The organism is Nonomuraea sp. NPDC049269 (assembly GCF_043197155.1).
Lineage (GTDB): Bacteria > Actinomycetota > Actinomycetes > Streptosporangiales > Streptosporangiaceae > Nonomuraea.
Genome location: NZ_JBICSO010000002.1, coordinates 461,164 through 484,716 on the forward strand (window position 1 = coordinate 461,164; position 23,553 = coordinate 484,716).

At 69.2% G+C, this 23,553-nt stretch carries 19 protein-coding genes; 11 read left to right on the forward strand and 8 right to left on the reverse strand.

The genetic code is table 11. From position 1 onward, the window contains the following. Positions 1–66 precede the first annotated feature (66 nt). Entirely contained in the window at positions 67–729 is a 663-nt protein-coding gene (locus tag ACGFNP_RS11845) for a hypothetical protein (RefSeq protein WP_393317529.1), read from the forward strand. A 141-nt stretch (positions 730–870) separates the two neighbouring features. Next, positions 871–2,043 carry an FAD-dependent monooxygenase gene (locus tag ACGFNP_RS11850; RefSeq protein ID WP_393317532.1) on the forward strand — a complete coding sequence of 391 codons (1,173 nt, stop codon included), beginning with the start codon at positions 871–873 and terminating at the stop codon, positions 2,041–2,043. A gap of 139 nt (positions 2,044–2,182) precedes the next feature. Here ACGFNP_RS11850 and ACGFNP_RS11855 read toward each other — a convergent pair whose 3' ends face one another. Both ACGFNP_RS11855 and wecB read right to left on the reverse strand, forming a co-directional pair. Then, entirely contained in the window at positions 2,183–4,219 is a 2,037-nt protein-coding gene (locus tag ACGFNP_RS11855) for a glycosyltransferase (RefSeq protein WP_358339118.1), read from the reverse strand. A gap of 65 nt (positions 4,220–4,284) precedes the next feature. After that, positions 4,285–5,415 carry a non-hydrolyzing UDP-N-acetylglucosamine 2-epimerase gene (gene wecB / locus ACGFNP_RS11860; protein ID WP_358339121.1) on the reverse strand — a complete coding sequence of 377 codons (1,131 nt, stop codon included), beginning with the start codon at positions 5,413–5,415 and terminating at the stop codon, positions 4,285–4,287. Between the two features lie 56 nt (positions 5,416–5,471). On the opposite strand from wecB, the gene ACGFNP_RS11865 reads away from it, so the two are divergent. From ACGFNP_RS11865 to ACGFNP_RS11895, 7 genes are all read left to right on the forward strand, one after another. Then, positions 5,472–7,157, forward strand: coding sequence for a glycosyltransferase (locus ACGFNP_RS11865; RefSeq protein WP_393317536.1), 1,686 nt, complete (start codon positions 5,472–5,474; stop codon positions 7,155–7,157). A 115-nt stretch (positions 7,158–7,272) separates the two neighbouring features. Continuing rightward, on the forward strand, positions 7,273–8,535 hold the full coding sequence (locus tag ACGFNP_RS11870) for a nucleotide sugar dehydrogenase (protein WP_358339126.1): 1,263 nt from the start codon (positions 7,273–7,275) through the stop codon (positions 8,533–8,535). 19 nt (positions 8,536–8,554) lie between these two features. Then, on the forward strand, positions 8,555–9,643 hold the full coding sequence (locus tag ACGFNP_RS11875; protein ID WP_358339409.1) for a glycosyltransferase: 1,089 nt from the start codon (positions 8,555–8,557) through the stop codon (positions 9,641–9,643). A 61-nt stretch (positions 9,644–9,704) separates the two neighbouring features. Next, on the forward strand, positions 9,705–11,492 hold the full coding sequence (locus ACGFNP_RS11880; RefSeq protein WP_393317539.1) for a DUF4434 domain-containing protein: 1,788 nt from the start codon (positions 9,705–9,707) through the stop codon (positions 11,490–11,492). Between the two features lie 53 nt (positions 11,493–11,545). Continuing rightward, entirely contained in the window at positions 11,546–12,211 is a 666-nt protein-coding gene (locus ACGFNP_RS11885) for an NUDIX domain-containing protein (RefSeq protein ID WP_219534478.1), read from the forward strand. Between the two features lie 53 nt (positions 12,212–12,264). Next, a complete protein-coding gene (gene hisC, locus ACGFNP_RS11890; RefSeq protein WP_393317542.1) occupies positions 12,265–13,326 on the forward strand; it encodes a histidinol-phosphate transaminase in 1,062 nt (353 codons plus the stop codon). Positions 13,327–13,665: 339 nt separating this feature from the next. Continuing rightward, a complete protein-coding gene (locus ACGFNP_RS11895) occupies positions 13,666–14,496 on the forward strand; it encodes a nitroreductase/quinone reductase family protein (RefSeq protein WP_358339138.1) in 831 nt (276 codons plus the stop codon). On the opposite strand, the gene ACGFNP_RS11900 is transcribed toward ACGFNP_RS11895, so the two are convergent. Further along, positions 14,493–15,431, reverse strand: coding sequence for an EamA family transporter (locus ACGFNP_RS11900; protein ID WP_393317547.1), 939 nt, complete (start codon positions 15,429–15,431; stop codon positions 14,493–14,495). The genes ACGFNP_RS11895 and ACGFNP_RS11900 overlap by 4 nt on opposite strands. 162 nt (positions 15,432–15,593) lie before the next feature. Between ACGFNP_RS11900 and ACGFNP_RS11905 the strand changes: the two genes are divergently transcribed. Further along, positions 15,594–16,022, forward strand: a complete 429-nt coding sequence (locus ACGFNP_RS11905; RefSeq protein WP_358339144.1) for a rhodanese-like domain-containing protein — start codon at positions 15,594–15,596, stop codon at positions 16,020–16,022. A gap of 179 nt (positions 16,023–16,201) precedes the next feature. Here the strand turns inward: ACGFNP_RS11905 and ACGFNP_RS11910 are convergent, their stop codons facing one another. From ACGFNP_RS11910 to purD, 4 genes are all read right to left on the reverse strand, one after another. After that, entirely contained in the window at positions 16,202–17,491 is a 1,290-nt protein-coding gene (locus ACGFNP_RS11910; RefSeq protein ID WP_214634856.1) for a GTP cyclohydrolase IIa, read from the reverse strand. Positions 17,492–17,692: 201 nt separating this feature from the next. Beyond that, positions 17,693–18,958 carry a UDP-N-acetylglucosamine 1-carboxyvinyltransferase gene (gene murA / locus ACGFNP_RS11915; RefSeq protein ID WP_358339147.1) on the reverse strand — a complete coding sequence of 422 codons (1,266 nt, stop codon included), beginning with the start codon at positions 18,956–18,958 and terminating at the stop codon, positions 17,693–17,695. Positions 18,959–19,034: 76 nt separating this feature from the next. Further along, positions 19,035–19,871, reverse strand: coding sequence for a phosphoribosylaminoimidazolesuccinocarboxamide synthase (locus ACGFNP_RS11920; RefSeq protein WP_358339149.1), 837 nt, complete (start codon positions 19,869–19,871; stop codon positions 19,035–19,037). Continuing rightward, positions 19,868–21,088, reverse strand: coding sequence for a phosphoribosylamine--glycine ligase (gene purD, locus ACGFNP_RS11925; protein WP_358339152.1), 1,221 nt, complete (start codon positions 21,086–21,088; stop codon positions 19,868–19,870). The genes ACGFNP_RS11920 and purD overlap by 4 nt, the downstream gene beginning before the upstream one ends. Positions 21,089–21,554: 466 nt before the next feature. Between purD and corA the strand changes: the two genes are divergently transcribed. Beyond that, complete coding sequence (gene corA, locus ACGFNP_RS11930) at positions 21,555–22,571, forward strand: magnesium/cobalt transporter CorA (protein ID WP_358339155.1); 1,017 nt, start codon at positions 21,555–21,557, stop codon at positions 22,569–22,571. A gap of 7 nt (positions 22,572–22,578) precedes the next feature. Here the strand turns inward: corA and ACGFNP_RS11935 are convergent, their stop codons facing one another. Next, positions 22,579–23,487: a glycerophosphodiester phosphodiesterase family protein gene (locus ACGFNP_RS11935; RefSeq protein ID WP_393317553.1), complete on the reverse strand. Its 909-nt coding sequence runs from the start codon at positions 23,485–23,487 to the stop codon at positions 22,579–22,581. Positions 23,488–23,553: the final 66 nt, after the last annotated feature.

The window sequence follows — 23,553 nt, forward strand, 5'->3', positions numbered from 1 at the left end:
TATGGTAAGTCGCTTGAGTGAGGTGGAGAATTCATGCTTAAGGCCTTTTCCATCCTTTGTCTGAGCATGATGGTCATATCGGGATGTGCCGCCGACGAGGTCGTGGAGGCGCCCCCGATGCCGTCCGCGCCCCCGACGTCCGCTCCGTCCCCGTCCCGGCCCGCGCCCGGCGCGGCCAGGCTCCGGGCCGGCCTGCTGCCCACCCCCAAGGGCATGACCCTGGCGTACGGGCCGGAGATCGGGGCGTTCGGCTCGCTCAAGTCCACCAAGCAGGGGCTCGACGCCGTCCGCCAGGCCAAGCTCGACCGGCCCGAGTGCGCCGGGGCCGCCCGGCTCGACGCCGCCAAGCCCGAGGTCGGCCGCGCGCCCGCCGCCGTGGTCGCGTTCTCCTCCGACCACGGCTCGATCACCCAGGCGCTGGTGTCGATGCCCGCCTCCGCCTTCCCCGCGCCGCTGCCCGCGCAGTGCGCCGCCTACGGGGCCGTCGTGCACGGCACCCGGGTGACCTACCGCACGCGCGCGCTGGACATGCCCAGGCGGGGCGACGAGTCGCGCGCCTACCTGACCACCGCGTCGGGCGGCCACAGCGACGCGCAGGTCGGTTCGGTGGTCATCCGGCGCGGCAAGGTCATCATGAGCATGCTCGTCGTCGGGCAGCAGGTGGCGCCCGCCGACCTGTTCGACCTCGCCGGCCTGGCCGACCAGAACCTGGCCCGCATCACCCGATGACACCGCACTGACCGCCGGTCACCGGCCCGGAGGTGACGGCCGGTCACCGGTGGGCGGTGGGCCGGTGCGTGGCCGGTGCGTGCGCGGTGCGCGCCCTCGCCGAGGCTTCCTGTCATCGGAAGACGACGAGGGAGCACCCCCATGAACAGCAAGAACATCCTGATCTCCGGCGCCAGCCTGGCGGGCCCCGCGCTCGCCTACTGGCTGACCCGCTCCGGCCACCGGGTCACGGTCGTGGAGCGCGCCCCGGCCCTGCGCGAGGGCGGCCAGGCGGTCGACTTCCGCGGCGAGGCCCACCTGACCATGCTGAAGCGGATGGGCATCCTGGAGGAGATCCGCCGCTGGCAGACCGCCCCGGGCCCCCTGGAGATCATCGACGGCACCGGCGCCACGAAGGCGTCCCTGCCCGCCTCGTTCACCGGCGGCGCCGTGGAGATCGCCCGAGGCGACCTGAGCCGCCTGCTGTACAACCTGACCAAGGACCGCGCCGAGTACATCTTCGACGACTCGATCGCCACACTCACCGAGACCGCGGACGGCGTGGACCTCACCCTCGACAGCGGCAGGAAGGGCACCTACGACCTGGTGATCGGCGCCGACGGCCTGCACTCGAACGTCAGGCGCCTCGCCTTCGGCCCCGAGGACGACTACGTCAAGTCCTCGGGCTATTACGTCGCCCTCTACAGCGTGCCGGACCTGCTGAACCCCGTGAACCGCTCCGTCCTCTACAGCGAGCCCGGCCGCGGCGCCGTGGTCCACGCCACCCCAGAGGGCGGCGGCGTCACCGTGGTTTTCGCGTCTCCGCCGTTGGCCTACCACTACAGGGACATCGCCCAGCAGAAACACCTCGTGGCGCAGGCCTGCACGGGAATGGGCTGGGAAATGCCGACCCACCTGAAGGCGCTCGACGGTTCGAGCACCTTCTATTTCGACTCGATCAGCATGGTTCACATGGACCACTTCACCAAGGGCCGAGTGGCCCTGGTGGGAGACGCGGGCTACGGCGCCACGATGGGCGGCATGGGCGCGGGCATGTCGCTGATCGCCTCCTACGTCCTGGCCGGCGAACTGGCCATGAACGCAGACCACGAAGCGGCTTTCGCCGCCTACGAAACGGCGATCCGCCCCTACGCCAAAGCCTGCCAACGTGTGGCCGGCAACGCGGGCAGCTTCTTCGCCCCGAAGACACGCAGGGGAATCACCATCCGTGACGCCGCCCACAAGATCCTCACGACCAAGGCCTTCATCGGCCTGCTGAACAACATGACCACCAAGGCAGCGAACGCTATCAAGCTGAAGGACTACCCACTCTGACGGAGAGCGGCGACAACTCCACCGGCCAAGAAGACGCACGTCACGGCGACAAGCACGCTCCACCGGAGAAGCGTGCCCCTGGACAGGCCCCAGCCCCGTACGGCGCTTGGGGCCCACCGGGCCGGCCGTAAAAGAAAAGCTAGATAAGCACGTGCGCGTCCGGCCGACCCACGAAGGAAAACTGCGCATTTCTAGTGAGTTTGATGTGGTCGGCTTGCCAGGTGTGCATGGCGGCGTCGGCGCTGCGCCAGTAGACGAAGTTGAACCGGTCCGCCGAGTAGATCTTGACGCTGTCCTCCTTGAGCCTGCGGACCAGGTGCGTGTCCTCGCCCCGGGTGATGTCCGCGAAGCCGTACGACCGGAACATGTCCGCCTTGCCGAGGAACGTCCCGCCCTGTACGAGGAAGGAGTACCGGTGCTCCAGCCCCGGCAGCCGCAGCATGGTGGTGTTGAGACCCTCGAAGTAGGAGTAGTGGGCGCCCTTGCCGACGAGTTCCGCGTCGGTGTAGTCGAACGACCTGACCAGGTCCGACAGGTAGTGCTCGCCGTACAGGTTGTCGTCGTCCATCTTGGCGATCAGGTCGCCGTCGGCGGCGGAGATGCCCAGGTTCATGCAGGCGCCCAGCGACAGCTCGGCCGAGGCGGGCAGCACGACGACGTCGGAGATGCCCGCCATGCGAGCCTTGTCGGCCACCACCACCGGGTCGATGTCCAGGCCGTGCAGGACCATGACGAGCTGCAGCGGCCGGTGGATCTGCTTGGCCACCGAGGAGATCGCGTGCTCGATCTGCGCGGCCCGGTTGGTCGGCAGCACCACGGAGATCGACCGGGGCCGCGTCGAGACGGGCCGCCCGAGGAACTGGAGTATCTGGTCCACCCGGTGCGTGAACAGGTGCTTGTCGAACACCTCGCGCATCGCCAGGTGCCCCATCCGGGCCCGCAGCTCCGGGCTGTTGATCAGGTGCAGCACCTGGTTGTACGACTCGACCGGCTCGCGGGCGATCGGCAGCAGCTCACCGAACGTCTCCTCGATCGCCCGGGACCAGCCCGAGACGACCGGCGTCGAGCAGGCCGACAGCTCGAACACGCGGCGCGCGCACATCGTGGGCGAGTCGAGCACCGAGTTGACGTTGAGGAAGACCTTGTACATGCGGTAGGCCGCGAGCATCTGGTCGTAGGGGAGCTCACCCACGATGTGCGGCCGGTACTTCTCCGGCCAGGCGTACTTCTCGTCGACCTCGCCGTTGCGGGCGAAGATGTGCAGGCCCAGCTCGCGGATCGGGTCGACGACCGTCTCCATCTGCTCGCGCCGTTCGGGATGCTTGTCGCGGAAGTACATGCCGGCGAAGACGACGTCGTGCAGGCGGCCCTGTCGCTGCTGGATCGGGTTGTGCACGCGCGGCTGGGCGGCGAACTGGAGCACGTCCACCCGGTCGTGGCCCAGAGTTTCACGATATTTCGGCAGCATGTCACCGTCGCAGGTGAACACGTAGTCGAACAGCCTGGCCGTGTCGATGAAGAAGTCGAAGTTCGGCGGGTCCTCCTTGTTCCAGAAGACCGTCGGGATCCCTTCGGCCCGGCACCACGCCACGAGGTCGCGCAGCGGGTCCTTGGGGGCGTTCGTCCCGGTCATCTGGTAGCGCCAGCGGCCCTGGTTCCCGTGCCAGGCCGACTCGCAGAACAGCAGGTCGGGCCGCTTCTCGGCGAAGATCTCCGGCCAGTCCTTGAGTCCGAACTCGATCTGGTCCCACTCGTACTTGAACGCCATCCGCGAGAAGTCGTCCAGGATGACGGCCACCTTGAGGTCGGGCCGGTTCACCGGCCCGGTCGGCCACTTCACCGTCGGCACCTCGACCAGCGGCGGCCGGTGGTTGGCCGTCTCGACGGCCTCGGTGACCGGGGTCGGCGCCGCGGGCGCCCGGTCCTTGGACCTGACCGCCTCCAGCACCTTGCCCGGGCTCTTCGACCCCAGCGCCTCACCCAGCTTGAACGTCCGCTTGGCCTGGGTGGCCGCCAGCTTCCAGGTGGCGTAGGCGGCCTTGGCCTCGGCTATCTCCAGCCTGCGGCGCAGCTCCCTGACCTCCGCCTCGTAGCGCTCGACGAGCTTGCGCTCCTCGGGCAGCCAGTTCACCGGACCGAGTCGCTGGTACGTGGGCTCTTCGGGGGTCTCGGGCATGTACGGGCCTTATCACTTAGCGGAGGTATGTCATGGTACGGCGGAGACCGTACGGAATGAGGGGCTTATTCGGAACGCACACCTTGTGCGGCGGGCGAGAGGTTGTCCCCCTTGAGCCAGGCCGAGATGACGCGGGCGATGCGCGGCCCGGCGGCGCCGTCCCACAGCGGCGGCAGCTCGCCCGACGGCGTCGCGGCGCCATCGGACAGGGCCTTCCCGGCGGCGGCCGGCAGCAGGGCCGGGGTGACGAGGCGGTTCGTGCCGTGGGTGATCGTGATCGGCCGCTCGGTGTTGGGCCGGACCGTCAGGCACGGCACGCCCAGCATCGTCGTCTCCTCCTGCACGCCGCCCGAGTCGGTGACCACCAGCGCGGCCCCCCGGACGAGCGAGAGGAAGTCCACGTAGCCCAGCGGCTCGATGACCTTGACCGAGGGGCCGTCGACCAGGCCCGCCTCGGCCAGCCGGGTACGCCCCCTGGGGTGGATCGGCACCACGATCGGGATCTGGCGGGCGACGTCCAGCACGGCCGAGACCAGCTCCTTGGCCGCCTCGGGGGTGTCCACGTTCGCCGGGCGGTGCAGGGTCGCCACCGCATAACGAGCCGGTAGGCCCAGCCGCGCCACCACGGGCGCCGGGTCCAGCGAGGGCAGCGCGGAGAAGAGGCTGTCGATCATGGGGTTGCCCACCAGGTGCACCTTGCCGGCGGGCACGCCCTCGGCCGCCAGATGCGAGAGCGCGTCGGGCGAGGTGGCGAAGAGCAGGTCCGACAGGGAGTCGGTGACGATCCTGTTGACCTCCTCCGGCATGCCCCGGTCGAACGAGCGCAGGCCCGCCTCGACGTGCGCGGTGCGGATCCCCAGCTTGGCGCAGACCAGGATCGCGGCCAGCGTGGAGTTCACGTCGCCGTAGACCACCACCAGGTCGGGATCGTGCTCAAGGACGACCTCCTCCAGGCCGACGAGGAGCGCCGCGGTCTGCTTCGCGTGGCTGCCCGAGCCGACCCCGAGGTTGGCCACCGGTTCCGGGAGCCCCAGATCGGCGAAGAACACGTCGGACATCAGCGCGTCATAGTGCTGACCGGTGTGGATGATGCCCTGCCGCACGCCGAGTTCACCGAGTGCTCGCACCACCGGGGCCGCTTTCACGAAATTGGGACGGGCGCCCAGAACGTGCAGGACCAGGGGGTTCTCCCTCATTGACCTCGCCTTTCATAGCGGAAGGGAAAAAACGCTGCCTATGGTACGGTCACCGCGTGGCATCCGACGCCAGTCGTGAAGACTCTCCCAGACCTGACGGCAAGGTATCCGCCAAGTCCGCTCGTGCCGGTGTCGGCGGCCTTATCAGGGGCTTCGTACAGCATCCGATCATCGTCTCCCGCGTCGTCATGACGAAGGTGAAGGCCGATCCGGTGCGCGTCGCGCAGGCGGCGGCCGAGTCCCTCCCGCCGGCGCTCCGCCCCGTCGTGGGCAAGGTCGCCTGGCCGGTCGCCCGCAGGGCCAGGCGCGCGGTCCGCAAGTTCAGCATGCGGGTGCTCAAGGGGCCGTGGAACGAGGCCAAGGAGCACTGGGACCAGGGCCGGATCACCGAGGCCGCGGCCGTGCTCGAAGCGCACACCAAATACCCCTTCGTCAAGCGCAGGGCCGCCTACTACCGGGGCGAGCTGGCCGCGATCAGCCCCGACCCGATCCCGCCGGGCCCCAAGGTGGCCGTCGTGGACCGGGTGGCCGGGCGGGTCCTCCACTGCGTCACCAACGCCCTGCCGTACACGCAGGCCGGCTACACGGTCCGTACGCACCGCATCGTCATGGCGCAGCAGGCCAAGGGCCTGGATCCGCACGTGGTGACCAGCTGGGGCTGGCCGATGCTGCAGGGGCACGCCGACGCGGCGCCGTTCGAGGAGCTCGAAGGCATTCCCTACCACCGGCTGCTGCCCGACGGGCACGGTGAGATGCCGTTCGAGACCCAGGGGCGGATCATCAGGGGCGCCGAGGGGGTCACCAAGCTCGTCAAGCAGCTCCGGCCCCAGGTCCTGCACGCCGCCACCGACCACCGCAACGGCTCCATCGCGCACGCCGTACGAGACCGGACGGGCACGCCGTTCGTCTACGAGGTCCGCGGCTTCCTGGAGGAGACCTGGGCCTCCCGCGACCCCGGCCGGATCGGCAGCCAGCGGCACGTGCTCCAGCGCGAACGCGAGGCGTTCCTGATGCGTGAGGCCGACGCGGTCGTCACGCTGGCCGAGACGATGGCCACGGAGATCGTCGAGCGGGGCGTGCCCAGGGAGCGGATCTTCCTGGCGCCCAACGCGGTCGACGACTCGCTGCTCACGGCCTCCTACGACGGCGAGACGTTCAGGTCGGCGATGGGCATCGCGAGGGACGAGATCGTCGTCGGCTCGGTGTCCAGCATCGTGGGCTACGAGGGGTTCGCGACGCTGCTGCGGGCGGCGGCGCTGCTGCGCGACGAGGGCTCGCCGGTGCGGGTGCTCATCGTGGGCGACGGCACCGAGCGTCCTGCCCTGCTGGAGCTGGTCGAGGAGCTGGGGCTGACGGACGCGCTCCTGCCGGGACGGGTGGGCCCCGACGAGGCCCTGCAGGCCCAGGCGGCCATCGACATCTTCTCTTGCCCGCGCGAGGACCTGCGGGTGACCCGGCTCGTCACGCCGCTGAAGCCCGTCGAGGCGATGGCGCTTGGCAAGCCGGTCGTGCTCAGCGACCTGCCCGCGCTGTCCGAGCTGGTCGGTTCCGACGGCGCCGGGCTGCTGGTGCCGCCGGGCGATCCGGCCGCGCTGGCCAAGGCGCTCGCCGGGCTCAGAGAGGACCCCGCCAGGCGTGCGGCGATGGGTGAGGCGGGCCGGGCCGAGGTGGCCGCCAAGCGTACTTGGGGCCGCGTTGCCGAAACCTACCAGGCTCTTTACCGATCCATTACCGAATCATGACCTTGGAATTGGCTGTCTGTTCTGACGGGTTCGGTCGCATTAGGCGTGAGCTAGGTGGACTTGAGATAACCTTTGCGACCATGAAGTGTTGTTTCCGGCTCCCTAAGGCACAGCTGTGACAGAAATCGACTTGGCTGTCATCGGTCTGGGCTACGTCGGCATGCCTCTCGCCAAGGAGGCTGTCGCCGCCGGTCTGCGGGTCGTCGGCGTGGACGTCGACGCCCGCAAGGTCGAGGCGCTCAATGCCGGACAGTCCTACATCGATGACCTGACCGACGCCGACCTCGAGCACATGCTGGCCAACGGGTTCAGCGCCACGCTCGACGAAACCGTGCTGGCCCGGAGCAACACGATCGTCATCTGCGTGCCCACTCCGCTGGACGAGGACCACCGTCCGGACCTCTCCTCCGTCGAGGGCGCCACCGGGTCGGTCGCGCGCAATCTGAGCAAGGGCACGCTGGTCGTGCTCGAGTCCACGACGTGGCCGGGCACCACCGACGAGGTGGCCCGCCCGATCCTCGAGGGCTCTGGTCTGGTGGCGGGGGAAGACTTCCACCTGGCCTTCTCGCCCGAGCGGATCGACCCGGGCAACCCCAAGTTCGGGCTGCGCAACACGCCCAAGGTGGTCGGGGGCTACACGGACAACTGCCGCGATCGCGCGACGGCGTTCTACGGCCAGTTCATCGAGCAGGTCGTGCCGGTCAGCGGCACTCGCGAGGCCGAGATGGCCAAGCTGCTGGAGAACACCTACCGGCACGTCAACATCGCCCTCGTCAACGAGATGGCGATCTTCTGCGACGAGCTCGGGATCGACCTGTGGGAGTCGATCGAGGCCGCGGCCACCAAGCCGTTCGGCTTCCAGAAGTTCCTGCCCGGTCCCGGCGTCGGCGGTCACTGCATCCCCGTCGACCCGTCGTACCTGTCCTACACGGTGCGCAAGCTCGGCTACCCGTTCAGGTTCGTCGAGCTGGCCCAGGAGATCAACGAGCGGATGCCGTCCTATGTGGTGGCACGGGTACAGCGTTTGCTCAACCGGCATAAAAAGGCCGTAAACGGCGCCAAGGTGGTTATGCTCGGCGTGACCTACAAGCCGGACATCGCCGACGAGCGGGAGACCCCGGCCCTGCCGGTGGCGCGTGCGCTGCTGGAACTGGGCGCCGAGCTCTCGTTCATTGACCCGTATGTTCTGGAGTGGTCAGTAGACGGCACCCCGGTGCCACGGGAAGAAGATCTGGCCGAGGCCGTGGTCGATGCCGACGTGACGCTGCTGCTGCAGCAGCACGCCGCGTTCGACCTCGACATGGTCGAGGCGAAGGCCAGGCTCGTGCTCGACACCCGCGGTGTTCTCACCGAGGGTGAACGCGTCGAGCGGCTGTAGCGACGGAGGGTTGCGCGCAGTGCACGTGCTCGTCATGACGGTGGTGCATAACCCCGAGGACGCGAGGATTCTGCATAGGCAGATTCGTGCCCTCGTGGATGCCGGTCATGAGGTCACGTATGCCGCCTCGTTCACCGCCCACGGGGTCGTTCCTCGTCCTTGGGTCAACGGCGTCGATCTGCCCAGGGCCGCGCAGCGTAGACGCGTGGCCGCGGTCTGGGCCGCCCGCAAGCTGTTCAAGCGCATGCGGCGCAAGGTCGATCTCGTGATGGTGCACGACCCCGAGCTGCTGTTCGCGATCTGGGGCGTGCGCAACCGCCCGCCCGTGGTCTGGGACGTGCATGAGGACACCCCGGCGACGCTCTCGCTCAAGCCGTGGCTGCCGTCGTTGCTGCGTCCTCCGATGCGTTTCCTCGCCCGGATGCTGGAGAGCATGGCGGAGCGCCACCTGCACCTGCTGCTGGCCGAGACGGCCTACGCGGGCCGGTTCAAGCACGCCCACCTGATCGTGCCGAACGAGACCTGGGTCCCCGACTCGGTCACGCCGCCCGGCGACGACCGGGTGGTGTACCTGGGCTGGCTGTCCAGGGCGCGGGGCGTGATGGACGCCGTCGAAGTGGCCCGGCTGCTCCAGCCGTACCGGGTGGCGGTGGAGCTGATCGGCTACGCCGACCCGCAGAGCCGTCCGGTGCTCAACCAGGCCGTCACGGAGGGCCTGCTGGAGTGGCGCGACTTCATGCCGAACGACGAGGCGCTGAAGCGGCTCGACGGCGCGCTGGCCGGGCTCTCCCTGCTGCACGACGAGCCGAACTACCGCCACTCGATGCCCACGAAGATCGTCGAGTACATGGCCCACGGCATCCCGGTCATCACGACCCCGTCCCCGCGCGCGGTCGAGCTGGTCGAGCGGTACGACAGCGGCGTCGTCGTACCGTGGGAGGACCCGAAGGCCGTGGCGCAGGCCGTGCTGACGCTGAGGGACGACGTGCGGGAGCGGCGGGCGCAGGGCGCGCGCGGCTACGCGGCGGCCCGGGCGAACCACCACTGGCCCAACTCGGCCAAGCGGTTCGTGGCCCAGCTCGAATCGTGGGCCGGCGTCAAGAACTAGGCGTCAAGAACTAGCGAGCGGTTTATCTTCGGCAGATCACTAGGGCGGTAGGTTCCTCATCGTGCGCTGGCTCCTCGTGCTCCTCGGCGCTGTGATCCTGGCCGCCGTCGCGGCCGTGATCGTCGTGCTCCCCAAGGACGAACCTCCCAAGAAGGCCAGCCAGCAGGTCAAGGCGACGCCGACCCGTACGGAGCCCACGCCGAAGGTGAGCGAGATCACCGACAGTTGTGGAACGTTCGAGACCAAGGAGAAGGCCCCGTACGCCGTCACCGGCTACTGGATCACCCCCAAGTCGAACCGCTGCACCTGGCGCCACCAGCTGGAGGACATCCACAACCTCGGTGGCGACACGGTCATCAGGATCGGCTACGGCCTGCAGTTCCGCGAGCCCGACGACGAGGGGCGCGTCCAGACCAAGGACGGCCAGCTCGACCCGCTCTACAAGGACTGCGTGGAAGACGGCCTGAGCTGCCGCGACGCGGCCGAACGCGATCTGCGGCAGGCCAACCCGAAGAACCGCGTCTCCCGCATGTACGTCTACCGCACCGACGAGTCGTTCGGGCCAGGCCTGTTCCGCTGCCCCCAGATGGAACACAAGATCACCGTGGGCAAGCGGGTGTACTTCCGCATGCTCACCCCGATGGACGGCTCCGACGACGCCACCTGCGACTTCACCAAGCCCAAGCCGTACGACATGATCCTCGTCGCCGGCTCGGACACTGACAGCCTGACGCAGCTCCTCGATCTCGGCGAGCAGTTCGGTGTGCAGGTCTTCCCGGCGCTGCCGCTCGCGCCGCGCGACCCCAAGACGCCGACCAGGGCCAACGACAAGCACATGGACACGCTCAGGACGCTGACCCGCCGCATCCTTCAGGACTACGGCGCGCGCTTCGCCGACCGCGCCTCGCTCGGCGGCGTCTACCAGCCGTTCGAGGTGCAGATGGCCGACACGCTCGCCGACAACCCCACCCTCACGGTGTACGCCGAGCAGCACCAGATCGTGGAGCAGGAGCTGCCCGGCAAACCCATCCTCATCAGCCCCTACCTCGACGCCCGCAAGCGCGTCCCCTTCGGGCAGACGCCCAAGCAGGTGGCCGAGGCGTTCGTGGCGCTGGCCAAGACCGGGGTGGGCATCATCGCGCCGCAGGACAGCCGCGGCACCGGCAAGGTCGGCCTGTTCTGGCCCGACCAGCGCGAGACCGAGGTCGATGCGCGGCTGCGCCCCGTCGTCGGCGAGACCACGTACGGCACGGCCTACCACGGCTCGACGCGCGACTACTACCGCGAGATGTCGGCGGCCCGTGAGCAGATGCTCCAGGCCGGCTACGACGTGCAGCTCTGGGCGAACGTCGAGGCGTTCGAGCCCTCGGGCGACCGCCCGTGCGCCCCGCAGGGCACCCGCGGCAAGACCGACAAGGAACGCCTCGACCAGGCCGTCACGATGGCCGGCCGCTACGTTCAGAAAATCGTCTCCTACATGTGGAGCGATTTCATGACCTGCGGCTCCCCCTCGCTGGAGACGGAGATCACCAAGGACTGGCAGCGGCCGATCGCGGTGGACGCCATCCGGCGCTCCCGCGACATCCAGGACGGCATGGAGGTGCGCGGCTACCACCTCAAGGACGGCACGATCACCGTCCAGTACGGGGACGAGCTGAAGGAGCTGGTCGTCTCCGCGGTGGGCTGGCTCGACGAGGACCCGCTGGAGGACCTGCCGGAGGGCATGCAGACGGCGTGGGTGCCGTTCGACTGGGCGCAGGTGCCGCCGGACGAGTGGGTCAAGATCGGCGTGAAGCTGCCCTCGGGCAAGGCCACCACCGAGCCGCTCCATGTCCGCATCGTGGCGTGATCGCTCCCGGCGCTTCGAACGCCTCGGACCGCCTGGCGTGTAACGTGCCTGCCATGGTCCCGAGCATCCCGGTCAGCGTCGACCTGGTCGTGCTCACCGTACGCTGCCAGGCCCTGAGCGCGCTCGTGTGGCGCCGGGACAATCCACCCTTCCTGCGCCGCTGGTCGCTGCCCGGCGGCTTCATCCAGCTCGATGAGGACCTCCCGGCGGCCGCCCAGCGCATCCTGGACGAACGCGCCGGCCTCCCCGGCGCTCCGGTGCACCTGGAGCAGCTCCAGACGTACGGCTACCCGGACCGCGACCCCCGCCAGCGCGTGGTCAGCGTCGCCTACCTGGGCCTCGCCCCCGACCTCCCGGCCTCGGAGAAGGCCCACATGAGCTGGCAGCCCGTCGACACCCTGTCGGTGATGGCCTTCGACCACCGCCGCATCATGCAGGACGGCATCGAACGGGCGCGGGCGAAGCTGGAGTACACCTCGCTGGGCGCCGCCTTCTGCCCCCCGGAGTTCACGGTGGCGGACCTGCGGCGCGTGTACGAGATCGTCTGGGGCCGCCCCCTGGACCCCCGCAACTTCCACCGCAAGGTCACCAAGGCGGAGGGCTTCCTGGTGGAGACCGGCGCCACCACCACCCGCGACGGCGGCCGCCCGGCCAAACTCCACCGCCGCGGCCCCGCCGAACTCCTCCACCCCCCGATGCTGCGCTCCCTGAAGGAGTGACGACCGGACCTCCCGGTGCTGCCTTGCCGGGCGGCTTCTTTTAGGGTGAGGCCATGCCTCGTTTCCGTTCGATTCTGGACACCATGCCGGCGTACAAGCCTGGCAAGGCCGTGACCTCCGCCGACGGCCGCTCGTACAAGCTCTCCTCCAACGAGTCGCCCTACGACCCGCTGCCGTCCGTGGTCGAGGCGATCGCCGAGGGGGCGAGGCAGGTCAACCGCTACCCCGACCCGGGGGCGGTCAAGTTGACGGAGGCCATCGCGGAGCGGTTCGGGGTGCCGGCCGAGCACATCGCGCTCGGCGCGGGGTCCGTCACCGTGGCGCAGCAGCTGTTCGAGGCCGTGGGGGAGCCTGGCGGTGAGGTGATCTACGCGTGGCGGTCGTTCGAGGCCTACCCGCTGCTGGCCGACCTGGCCGGGGTGGAGTCCGTCAGGGTGCCGCTGGCCGGTGAGGACCACGACCTGGACGCCATGGCCGAGGCGATCAACGACCGGACGCGCATGATCTTCGTCTGCAATCCCAACAACCCCACCGGCACCGCGATCCGCGAGGCCGAGCTGGTGGCCTTCCTCGACCGGGTGCCCGACGACGTGCTGGTGGTGCTGGACGAGGCCTACCGCGAGTACGTGCGCGACGAGGACGTGCCCGACGGCCTCACCCTCTACCGCGACCGGCCGAACGTCTGCGTCCTGCGGACCTTCTCCAAGGCGTACGGGCTGGCGGGGCTGCGGGTCGGTTACCTGGTGGGGCACGAGGCGGTGGCGTCGGCCGTACGGAAGACGATCATCCCGTTCGCCGTCAACCACCTCGCGCAGATCGCGGCGATCGCCTCCCTGCGCGCGGAGGACGAGCTGCTGGAGCGGGTCGACACGGTGGTCAAGGAGCGGACCCGGGTACGCGAGTCGCTCATCGCCCAGGGCTGGACGGTCCCCCTGACCGAGGCGAACTTCGTCTGGCTGCGTCTCGGCGACCGCACGCTCGACTTCGCGGCGGCGTGCGCGGCCGAGGGCGTGGCGGTGCGGCCGTTCGCGGGTGAGGGCGCCCGCGTGTCGATCGGCGATCCTGAGGCGAACGACGTGTTCCTCGCGGCTGCGGCGGCCTTCAAGGCGAGTTGACAGTTCGTGGGGCAAGGCCCTCTAATGGGCCTCTTGTCGCGTGTCGCCGGCCGGAGGACGTCGGCGGCATGGAGGCACCGGTTGTAGGGGATGATGTCGTGACTTCTCACTTCACAGGCAGCGCCTGATCTGATCGCGCGCCCGCGCGTCGTCCCCGCGCCCGGTGGTGCCCCGCATCACCGCCGCACGCGAAATCCTGTGCTGCCCGACGGTCCGGCGATCGCCTGACCGCTCCTTTCCGCGTGCTCATCGAGGCTCTCCGCCCGAGGCCGGTACGGCGTGCCGTGCGCCCCCGCATGGTCAACCCCGTCACTTTCACATCTGGAGAGCAAGCAGAGCATGCCCCAAGACTTCAATCAGCAGATCATCGACGAGTTCCGCGCCAACCAGGGACAGGTCGCCATGTTCGACGGCGCCCGGTTGCTCCTTCTGACGACCACCGGCGCCCGGACCGGCGCAAGCCACACCACCCCTGTCGGCTACCTGCCGGACGGCGGGCGGATGCTGATCATCGCCTCCGCCGGCGGGTCGCCCAGGCATCCGGCCTGGTACCACAACCTGCTCGCCGAGCCGAGGGTGAAGGTGGAGGACGGCGTCTTCACCTACCAGGCGGAGGCGGTCGTCCTGGAAGGCGAGGAGCGCGACAGCGCCTTCGCCCGCGCGGTCGAGCTGGATCCGGGCTGGGCCGCCTACCAGGCGAAGACGAGCCGGGTCATCCCCGTGGTCGCGCTGACCCCGCTCGGCGGCGGTCCGAACGCCGGCCGAGGGGGTGACATGCTGGTGGCGGTCCACGACGCGTTCCGCCGGGAGCTGCGGCTGATCCGCAAGGAGGTCGCCGCGTCCGGGACCGGCGGGCTGGGCGTGCAGTTGCGCGTCAACTGCCTGACCCTGTGCCAGGGCCTCCATCACCATCACTCCATCGAGGACGCGCGGATGTTCCCGGGGCTCGAAGGGCAGTATCCCGAGCTCGGCCCGGTCATGGACCGGCTGCGGGAAGAGCACCGGACGGTCGCCCGGCTCCTCGACGAGCTCCAGCGACTCCTGGCGGACGGCGAGCCGGAGGTGGCCGCCGAACTGGTGCTCGCGGAGGTGGAACGGCTCACGACCGAGCTGGAGGCGCACCTCGACTACGAGGAGGAGTATCTCGTCCCGATCCTCAACGGCTTCTAGACTCTGACCTCTTCCGGCGTGAGCCGTGCTGCTTTGGGTCGTCGCTCCGTGGACACCACGAGGGCGACGCCCAGCAGGATCACCACCCCGCCCAGCACGATCTGGGAGCTCACGTGCTCGTTCACGACGAGCGCGCCGAGGATCACCGCCACAGCGGGGTTCACGTACGCGTAGGTCGACACCAGCGAGATCGGCGCGTTGGTGAGCAGCCAGGTGAAGGCGGTGAATCCGACCAGCGACCCGACCAGGATCAGGTAGGCCAGCGCGGCCCATGACCGCCCGGTGACGGCCGTGAGGTCGAGTCGTTCGCCCACCGACGTCCCCGTGACGGCCAGCCCGGCCCCGCCGACCAGCATCTCGATCGTGCTGGCCGCGAACGGGTTGGCCGGCATCGGGATCCGTGCCGACAGGAACGACCCGATCGACCACGACAGCGACGCCACCAGGACCACCACGATCCCGGTGGTGCTCGTCGGCCCGCCGCCGCCGTTCAGCGACAGGGCCGCCACGCCGCCGAACCCGACCAGCACGCCGGCCAGTGTCGCCACCTTCGGCCGGTCCCTGACCACGATCCGGAACACCACCAGCCAGAGCGGCACGGAGGCGACGAGCAGCGCGGCCAGCCCGCTGGACACGTGCTGCTCCGCTATGGCCAGCATGCCGTTGCCGGTGGTCAGGAGCAGCAGCCCCACCAGCGCCGCGCCGCCGAACTGGGCCCGGGTCATCCGGAACGGAGCCCAGCCCTTGCGGACGATCAGCACCCCGCCGAGGATCAGCGCCGCCGTCACGAACCGCAGAGACCCGCTGAGCATCGGCGGCACGGACTCAACGGTGATCTTGATGCCGAGGTACGTCGATCCCCAGACCACGTACACGATGACCAGTGCGCCCCAGACAAGGAGTGGAGAGCGGTGGTCAGGGGTGTTCGATGACATAGCTCCTGACAATAGCGGTCGCTCCCGACAAAACGCCTGCGGGTTTCGGACCTCGCTCGGGGGGTGGCGGAATGTTAACGATAGTGGGCTTTCACGCCACTATCTAGCCTTCTGGCCGCCTGGCAACATCTGTCGCATCAGCTCGCCGTACGAGGGGATGAAATGTCAGGAAATGCAGCCGCTGTGGCCCACTTCTCCGCCCGCCTGGCCTTCGAGACCGACGTCTCCGACGTGGCCACCGACCTGGCCGCCCAGGCCGTCGTCGTGATCGACTCCCGCAGCCAGGAGAGCTGGGACCAGGGCCACGTCCAGGGCGCCGTCCATCTTCCCACCGCCGAGATCGCCACCCGCGCGCCTGCGACGATCCCCAAGGACGCCACAGTGGTGACGTACTGCTGGGGCCCCGGCTGCAACGGCGCCACCCGAGCGGCGTTGGAATTCGCCAGGCTCGGCTACCGGGTCAAGGAAATGCTGGGCGGCTTCGAGTATTGGGCCAGGGAAGGCTTCCCGGTGGAGACCGCGTCGGGCGTCACCCGCCACCGCGTGGACCCGCTCACCGCCCCGGCGGAAGGTATCGCCTGCGGCTGCTGAACGAGGAAATTTTGGTGCCCCCGTCCGAATCCCGTCGATCGGGGGCGACGCAATACATACCCCCTTCGATCGCAGTCAATCCCAAGTTCACCCACGTCAAAAACGCCGGATAAACGGGTCGGGGGCCCGCCGCCCCAGGAAAGGGGAAGGGGGGACGGCGGACCCGTATCAGGGGGCGGTCAGCGTGGCCCGAGTTTCTCCACGATGAGGCGGTAAAGCTGGCGTGGCCGGCCCGGTTGAGGCGTACGGTTGGGCGGCAGCGGCCACGCGAGTCCCTCGTCGACCAACGTGCGCAGCAATCGCCTAGCCGTACGCGGCGTCACTCCGAGCATCTTGCCCGCGCCCTCCGCGTCCACCACGGTGTCGCCGCCCTCCAGCTTGGCGGCCAGCCGGGCCAGCACCTCCACGCCCTTGGGTTTGAGCGCGGTGGAGCCCTGAGGCGGCATCCGCGGAGCCGGGATGAGGGCTCTGCCCTCGCGGTCCACGGCGAAGCCCTGGGCCTGCTTGCCCGCCTGCGTACGCGCCAGCGCCGCCCGTGCGTGCGACTCCGCGTCGTGGGTGGTGCGTCCCATGCCCACGCCGACCTCGACCGCCAGACCCAGCTCGTCGCGGATCCTGGCGGCGAACGGCAACACCCTGAACCCGTCGGTCGCGGCGGCGATCGAGCCCCTGGTCGCGGTGACCAGATAGCTGTGATCGTCGATCGGCCAGACGGTGGCGTTGATGCGGTTCGCCTCCTGGACGAGCAGCCGGTGCAGCGAGAGCCGGAGCTCGTCGCGCCAGTAACGTGGCGCGGCGCGGCGTACCGGCTCGCGTAGCGTCGGCACCTCGACCAGGACCACGGTGAGCTGTGACTCCTCCAGGCGGTGGTGTGCACCGAGCAGCGCTGCGGTGTGCAGCGCGGTGCGCACGGCCGCTGAGGTCGGCCTGATCCTGATGGCCGGGACACCGGACGCCTGAAGGCGTTCGGCGACCGCCGGCAGGCACGTGAGCGCGCCGGTGGTGGATCCCTGCCGGGCCAGGCGTTCGTGGTAAGCCGCGATCGTGCCGGTGGCGCCCGGCTCGTCGCGGCTGTGCACTTCTGTAGCGGCAATCCCGAGGTCTGTGTACGCCTCTTCCACGTCGGCCCTGGCGACCACGTCGATGCTCACCCGCTGCGGGTCGATGCGCGGATCCAGTGCCGCCTTGGCCAGGGCGGCGACCAGCGCCGCCCCGCCGAGCTGCACGTAGGTCGCGGGCATCGTCAGCACACCTGATCGCCTGGCCAGGTCGTAGGGGACCGGGCTGGCGAAAAGACATGCGTCCACGCCGGGACCGAGCCGCGTCACTTTGTCGGGCGCCTCCTGCTCATCGCGGTAGGCGGCCGCCACAAGACGGCACGGAAGTGGCGCAGCAGCGTGTCCCATCAACATGACCCGCTCGACCAGATCGTGGGGTCCGACCACACCAATGGTGAGGTCCGGTGTCATGGCACCCGGGCGTGACACTCGGGGAGTTTCTTCGGCCCTCTCGACCAATGTTCGTCCCATCCAGCTGTCTGTTGCAGTGCTCTCTTTTGGAACGATCGCTCGCGGGGACCATAATGTCACGCCCGACTTTTCCGGAAAGCCGTTCTGCTTGACTGGCTGAGAAGGTATATCAGCAGCTCAACGAGGTATTCCTAACGCTTTTTAGCGATCGGAAATCTCTTGTGTAATGTCCGCGCCCAGTGCCCGCATTCGCTCGGCGAGATGCGCGTGCCCGCGGTCGATGAGGTAACCCGACTCGATGACGGTCTCGCCTTCGGCGGCCAGTCCGGCGAGCACCAGCGCGATTCCGGAACGCAGGTCGTGCGCCGTCACCCGGGTGCCCTTGAGCGGGGTCGCGCCCCTGACGATGGCCCTGCTGCCTTCGACCTCCACGTCGGCGCCCATCTTGTTCAGCTCGCCGGCCAGCGCGAAGCGGCCGTCGAAGATGCGCTCGTGGATGTAGCTGGTGCCGTCGGCCAGGGCGGCGACCGTCATCATCGGCGACTGGAGGTCGGTGGCGAAGCCCGGGTAGGTGTCGGTGATGATGTTGATCGGCCGCAGCGGCCGCTCGCACCGTACGTGCAGGACCGCGCCGGGCCGGGCGAAGTCGACGCCCATCTGCTCCAGCTTGTAGCGGACGACGCCCAGGTCGAGGCCGGTGCCGACGAGGCTGAGGTCGCCGCCGGTGATCGCCGCGCCCATCGCGAACACGCCGGCGTCGAGCCGGTCGGGCATCACGGTGTGCTCGACGGCGTGCAGTTCGTCGACGCCCTCGACGGTGATGAAGCCGGTGCCGCCGCCGCTGATGCGCGCGCCCATCTTGGTGAGCATGTCGATGACGTCGAGCACCTCGGGCTCCAGCGCCGCGTTCTCGATCACGGTGATGCCCTTGGCCAGGGCGGCGGCCATGATGAGATTTTCAGTGCCGGTGTGCGAGGGGGTGTCGAGGTAGAGGGTCGCGCCGGTCAGGCCGGACGCCTTGACGTGGATGACCGTCTCGCCCTCGTCGACGACCGCGCCCAGACGCTTGTAGCCCAGGTAGTGGAAGTCGAGGTTGCGGCTGCCGAGATTGCAGCCGCCGACCCCTTCCACGATCGCCTCGCCCAGCCGATGCAGCAGGGCGGGAGTGAACAGGACCGAGCCGCGGAAGCGCCTGGCGATGTCGGCGGGCAGCACCGCGCTGGTCAGCCGGGAGGCGTCGATCACCAGCGTGCGCTCCGCCTCGTGCAGCTCGACGTAGGCGCCGACGGACTCCGCCAGCTCGACAGCCCGCCGCACATCCTCGATGATCGGCACATTGCGCAGGACGGTGCGGCCGTTGGCGGCCAGCAGAGCCGCACCGATCATGGGCAGCACGGCGTTCTTCGCGCCCTGGATGAAGGCGGTTCCACGCAGTGGGTTGCCACCGCGCACGCGGTAACGGACCATTCGTGCGGCTCCTCGGAGGTCTCGGTCTGGCTAGACCGGCCAAGAGTAGCCGCTAACCACACCTGCCCCAGCCGAATCATCCGCTAAAGGGGGCTCCGGTGATGCGCTCGTAAGCTTCCAGATAACGCTGTCTGGTCTGCTCCACTACCTTATCCGGAAGGCGAGGTGGGGGAGTTCCGGAGTCTTTGTCCCATCCCGATTCGGGCGATAGCAACCAATCTCTTACATATTGCTTATCAAAGGACGGTTGTGAGCGTCCGGGTTGCCACCCGTCAGCGGGCCAGAATCGTGACGAGTCAGGCGTGAGTACCTCGTCCCCCAGGGTGAGCACACCATCGGCGTCGCGACCCAGCTCGATCTTGGTGTCGGCCAGGATGATGCCCCGCTCGCGGGCGATCTCGGCGCCGCGCGTGTAGACGGCGAGCGTGATCTGGCGGAGTGCCTCGGCCGTCTCCGCGCCCACGTCGCCGACCACCCGCTCGAAGGAGATCGGCTCGTCGTGCTGCCCGACCGGGGCCTTCGTCGAGGGGGTGAAGATCGGCTCGGGCAGCCGGGACCCGTCTTCGAGGCCCGGCGGCAGCCGTACCCCCGAGACCGCCCCGTCGCGCCGGTAGTCGATCAGGCCCGAGCCGGTCAGGTAGCCGCGCGCCACGCACTCGACGCTCACCATCGACAGCGGCTTGCACAGCATGCTGCGGGAGTCGGGCCCCGGCCCCGCGATGTGATTGGGCACCACGTCGGCGAGCCGGTCGAACCACCACAGCGACATCTGCGTGAGGATGGCCCCCTTGTCCGGGATCGCGGGCTCCAGCACGTGGTCGAAGGCCGATATCCGGTCGGAGGCGACCATCAGCAGGAGCCCGTCGTCGGTCTGGTAGAGGTCGCGGATCTTACCGGAGTGCAGATGCTTCATCGGGCGATGTCCGTCCTGTGGTGCGAGCCGCGCAGGCGTACCCGGGAGACCAGCTCGTAGGCGTTGCGGCGGGCCGTCTCCTGGTCGGGGCCGGTGCCGACCACGTTGAGCACCCGTCCGCCGTCGGAGAGCACCTTGCCGTCGGCCAGTCTCGTGCCGGCGTGCAGGACGTAGGCGTCGGCGGTGGGTTCGAGCCCCTCGATGACGTCGCCCTTCACCGGGGTGTCCGGGTAGTTCTCGGCCGCGACGACCACGGCGACCGCCGACCCCCCGCGGAACACCGGCACCGGATGCTCGCTCAGCCGCCCGGTGGCGCACGCCGCCAGCAGCCCGGCCAGCGGCGTCTCCAGGCGGTCGAGCACCACCTGGGTCTCCGGATCGCCGAAGCGCGCGTTGAACTCGATCACCTTCGGCCCCTTCGCGGTCAGGGCCAGGCCCACGTACAGCACGCCCTGGAACGGGCAGCCGCGCCGGGCCAGCTCGGCGATCGTGGGCTGGACGACCTCGCGCATCACCTGCTCGGTGAGCCCGTCCGGCGCCCAGGTGAGCGGCGTGTAGGCGCCCATGCCGCCGGTGTTGGGCCCTTCGTCGCCGTCGTAGGCCCGCTTGAAGTCCTGGGCGGGCTGCAGCGGAACGGCCGTCGTGCCGTCGCAGAGCGCGAACAGCGAGACCTCGGGTCCGTCGAGGAACTCCTCGATCACCACCCGCTCGCACGCCGCCGCGTGCGCGAGCGCCTGCTCCCGGTCGCCGGTGACGACCACGCCCTTGCCTGCGGCCAGCCCGTCGTCCTTGACCACGTATGGAGCGCCGAACTCGTCGAGGGCCTGGGCCGCCTCCTCGGGCGTGACGCAGGCCCGCGCCTTGGCCGTGGGGACGTCGGCCGCCGTCATGACCTCCTTGGCGAACGCCTTGGAGCCCTCGATCATCGCGGCCTCGCCCGAGGGCCCGAAGCAGGCGATGCCCGCGGCGCGCACCGCGTCGGCCACGCCCGCCACCAAGGGCGCCTCGGGGCCCACCACGACCAGGTCGGCGGCGAGCCGCACGGCCAGCTCGGTCACCTGGCCGGGGTCGGTGGCCGTGACCGGATGCGTGGTCGAGATCTCCGCCATGCCCGCGTTGCCGGGGGCGCTGTGGAGCTCGGTGACCTGGGGATCGAGCATGAGTGAGCGGCACAGGGCGTGTTCACGCCCGCCGGATCCGATGACTAGAACGCGCACCGCCCCATTGTGGCAGGGACGGCCGGACGGCTTCCCGTCGCACCCGCGACAGACCGGCCCGGGCACTCGAAATGTGGGAATAGCCGGGAATCTTTGTGGAGTTCTACCTGATCTGACGACGGGTCAGGGAGTATCGTCGGTCTGGTCCATCCCGCCTGTGGTAACTTAGGGCGGCTTTGTGGCATCTCTTGTGATTGGAGGTGGTCCGGGATGAAACCTGGTGATCCCAGCAGTACGTGCTCACCCACGTACACCCTGTATGCCCCCGACCACTCCAATCCGGCAGCCTGATCGTGCCTCCACGCTTTTTCCTTGATTGAGGTGACTTTTCGTCGCGCGTGGAGCGTGCCAGGTCGGGCGGAAAGGGACTGCCATGCGCTCGTCCACGATTTTCCGTCGCACCACCCGTCACCCCGTACAGCCGCATGTCTCGCGCCAGCTCACCAAGCCGGTACGTGAGAGCTGCGTGCCTCCCATTGACTCCATCGTCGAGTTCGGCGCCTACATCAAGGGCAAGAAGGTCGACGCCGCGGGCATCGAGGAGTCGCTCGAGCTGGTCCGCGAGCACAACAGCCAGTTCGACGGCGCCAAGGCGTTCGTCTGGGTCGGCCTGCACGAGCCCGCCGCCCCCGAGGTCGAGTGGCTGGCCGGCGTGTTCGGCCTGCACCCGCTGTCCGTCGAGGACGCGGTCAAGGCCCACCAGCGCCCCAAGGTCGAGCGCTACGGCGACTCCCTGTTCATGGTGCTCAAGTCCATCGCCTACCTGGACCACGACGAGCTGACGGCCACCAGCGAGATCATCGCCACGGGCGAGATCATGGTGTTCCTCGGCGTCGACTTCGTGGTGACCGTACGGCATGGCCGGCACTGCCCCCTCACCGAGGTGCGCGAGCGGCTCGAAGACAAGCCCAAGCTGATGGACCGCGGCCCGGCGGGCGTGCTGCACGCCATCGCCGACCACGTCGTCGACCGCTACCTGCAGGTCGCCGACCTCATGCAGCTCGAACTCGAAGAGGTCGAGGCGACCGTCTTCGCCGACGTCAGCTCCCGCGACATCAACCGCATCTACCAGCTCAAGCGGGAGATGCTGGAGCTGAAGCGGGCGGTCACACCGCTCCAGGCGCCGCTGGCCGCGCTGCCGCAGCGCCGGGTGATCCCGTCGGAGATGCGGGAGTACTTCCGCGACGTCGGCGACCACCTCTCCCGCGTGTGCGAGCAGGTCGAGTCGTCGAACGAGCTGTGCAGCTCGATCCTGCAGGCGGCGCTGGCCCGCTCGAACGCGCTGGCCAACGAGGACATGCGCAAGATCTCGTCCTGGGTGGCCATCATGGCGGTGCCCACGATGATCGCCGGGATCTACGGCATGAACTTCGACTTCATGCCGGAGACCAACCAGGTATGGGGCTATCCGGCCGTGCTCGCCGTGATGATCACGGCCTGCGTTCTGCTGCACCGCGGCTTCCGCCGCAACGGCTGGCTCTAGACGGTGCTCAGACTCCCACGGGCCGCCTGAGCGGTCCGACGGGGTCGGGCAGTCGCAGCCCGCGCTCCCGCCACAGCTCGCGCATCCGATCGGGGTAGTCGGTGACGATCCCCGACACCCCCAGGTCCAGCATCCGGGCCGCCAGCGCCTTGTCGTTGACGGTCCAGACCGCGACGTCCAGCTCGGCCGCGGCCACCTGGGCCATCAGGTCCTCGTCGACCATCACGTGCTCGGGCGACAGCGTCGTGGCCCCCGCCTCGCGGGCGGCGGCCGGGATGTCGTCGCCCAGCGGGCCGTTCCAGTGCAGGGTGTCGAGCTCGATCAGCGCGAAGCGCCGCGTGCCCGGCGCCAGCCTGGCGGCGTGGCCGATGATCCGCCAGTCGAAGCTGAGAATCGCCGCGTTGTCCAGCCTGCGGTGCCGGTCGAACTCCTCCAGCACGAGCTCGGTGAACATCTCGGGGTCGGCCGTCAGCTCCGGCCTGGTCGGGTCGGACTTGAGCTCGACGTGCAGCCGTACGTCCTCGGCCTCGTAGGCGTTGACCAGGCCGAGCACCGCGCCCAGCGTGGGCATCCGGGTCTCGGGCATCGCCCGCTGCGTCAGCGCGAACGGATCGTCGGCATGCCGGGGCAGCCGCACGCCCACGTCGAGCGTGCGCAACTGGGCCAGCCCGAGCGAGTTGATCGGCTTGCCGACATAGGGGAAGTGGGGGTCGTCCTTCGCGATCGGCCGCGTGTCGGCACTGGTCACGGCCGAGACCGTGAGGTCGTGGGTCAACACGAGGCGCCGATCGGCGGTGAGCGCGACGTCGAACTCGAGCGCGTGCACCCCGAGCTCCATCGTGCGGCTCAGCCCGGGAAGCGTGTTCTCGGGCCAGAGGCCCCTCGCTCCCCGATGACCGTGAATCTCAACGCGCACACCGGGGACACTACCGTGCCCCGTGCCGCGATCACGACGTGCCACGCCGCGCCCTTTTTGTGGTGA

Bases quoted from the DNA above. Each gene is read 5' to 3' on its own strand.
- ACGFNP_RS11845 (WP_393317529.1), top strand. From the start codon at position 67: ATGATGGTCATATCGGGATGTGCCGCCGACGAGGTCGTGGAGGCGCCC.
- ACGFNP_RS11850 (WP_393317532.1), top strand. From the start codon at position 871: ATGAACAGCAAGAACATCCTGATCTCCGGCGCCAGCCTGGCGGGCCCC.
- ACGFNP_RS11855 (WP_358339118.1), bottom strand. From the start codon at position 4,219: ATGCCCGAGACCCCCGAAGAGCCCACGTACCAGCGACTCGGTCCGGTG.
- wecB (WP_358339121.1), bottom strand. From the start codon at position 5,415: ATGAGGGAGAACCCCCTGGTCCTGCACGTTCTGGGCGCCCGTCCCAAT.
- ACGFNP_RS11885 (WP_219534478.1), top strand. From the start codon at position 11,546: ATGGTCCCGAGCATCCCGGTCAGCGTCGACCTGGTCGTGCTCACCGTA.
- hisC (WP_393317542.1), top strand. From the start codon at position 12,265: ATGCCTCGTTTCCGTTCGATTCTGGACACCATGCCGGCGTACAAGCCT.
- ACGFNP_RS11895 (WP_358339138.1), top strand. From the start codon at position 13,666: ATGCCCCAAGACTTCAATCAGCAGATCATCGACGAGTTCCGCGCCAAC.
- ACGFNP_RS11900 (WP_393317547.1), bottom strand. From the start codon at position 15,431: ATGTCATCGAACACCCCTGACCACCGCTCTCCACTCCTTGTCTGGGGC.
- ACGFNP_RS11905 (WP_358339144.1), top strand. From the start codon at position 15,594: ATGTCAGGAAATGCAGCCGCTGTGGCCCACTTCTCCGCCCGCCTGGCC.
- ACGFNP_RS11910 (WP_214634856.1), bottom strand. From the start codon at position 17,491: ATGACACCGGACCTCACCATTGGTGTGGTCGGACCCCACGATCTGGTC.
- murA (WP_358339147.1), bottom strand. From the start codon at position 18,958: ATGGTCCGTTACCGCGTGCGCGGTGGCAACCCACTGCGTGGAACCGCC.
- ACGFNP_RS11920 (WP_358339149.1), bottom strand. From the start codon at position 19,871: ATGAAGCATCTGCACTCCGGTAAGATCCGCGACCTCTACCAGACCGAC.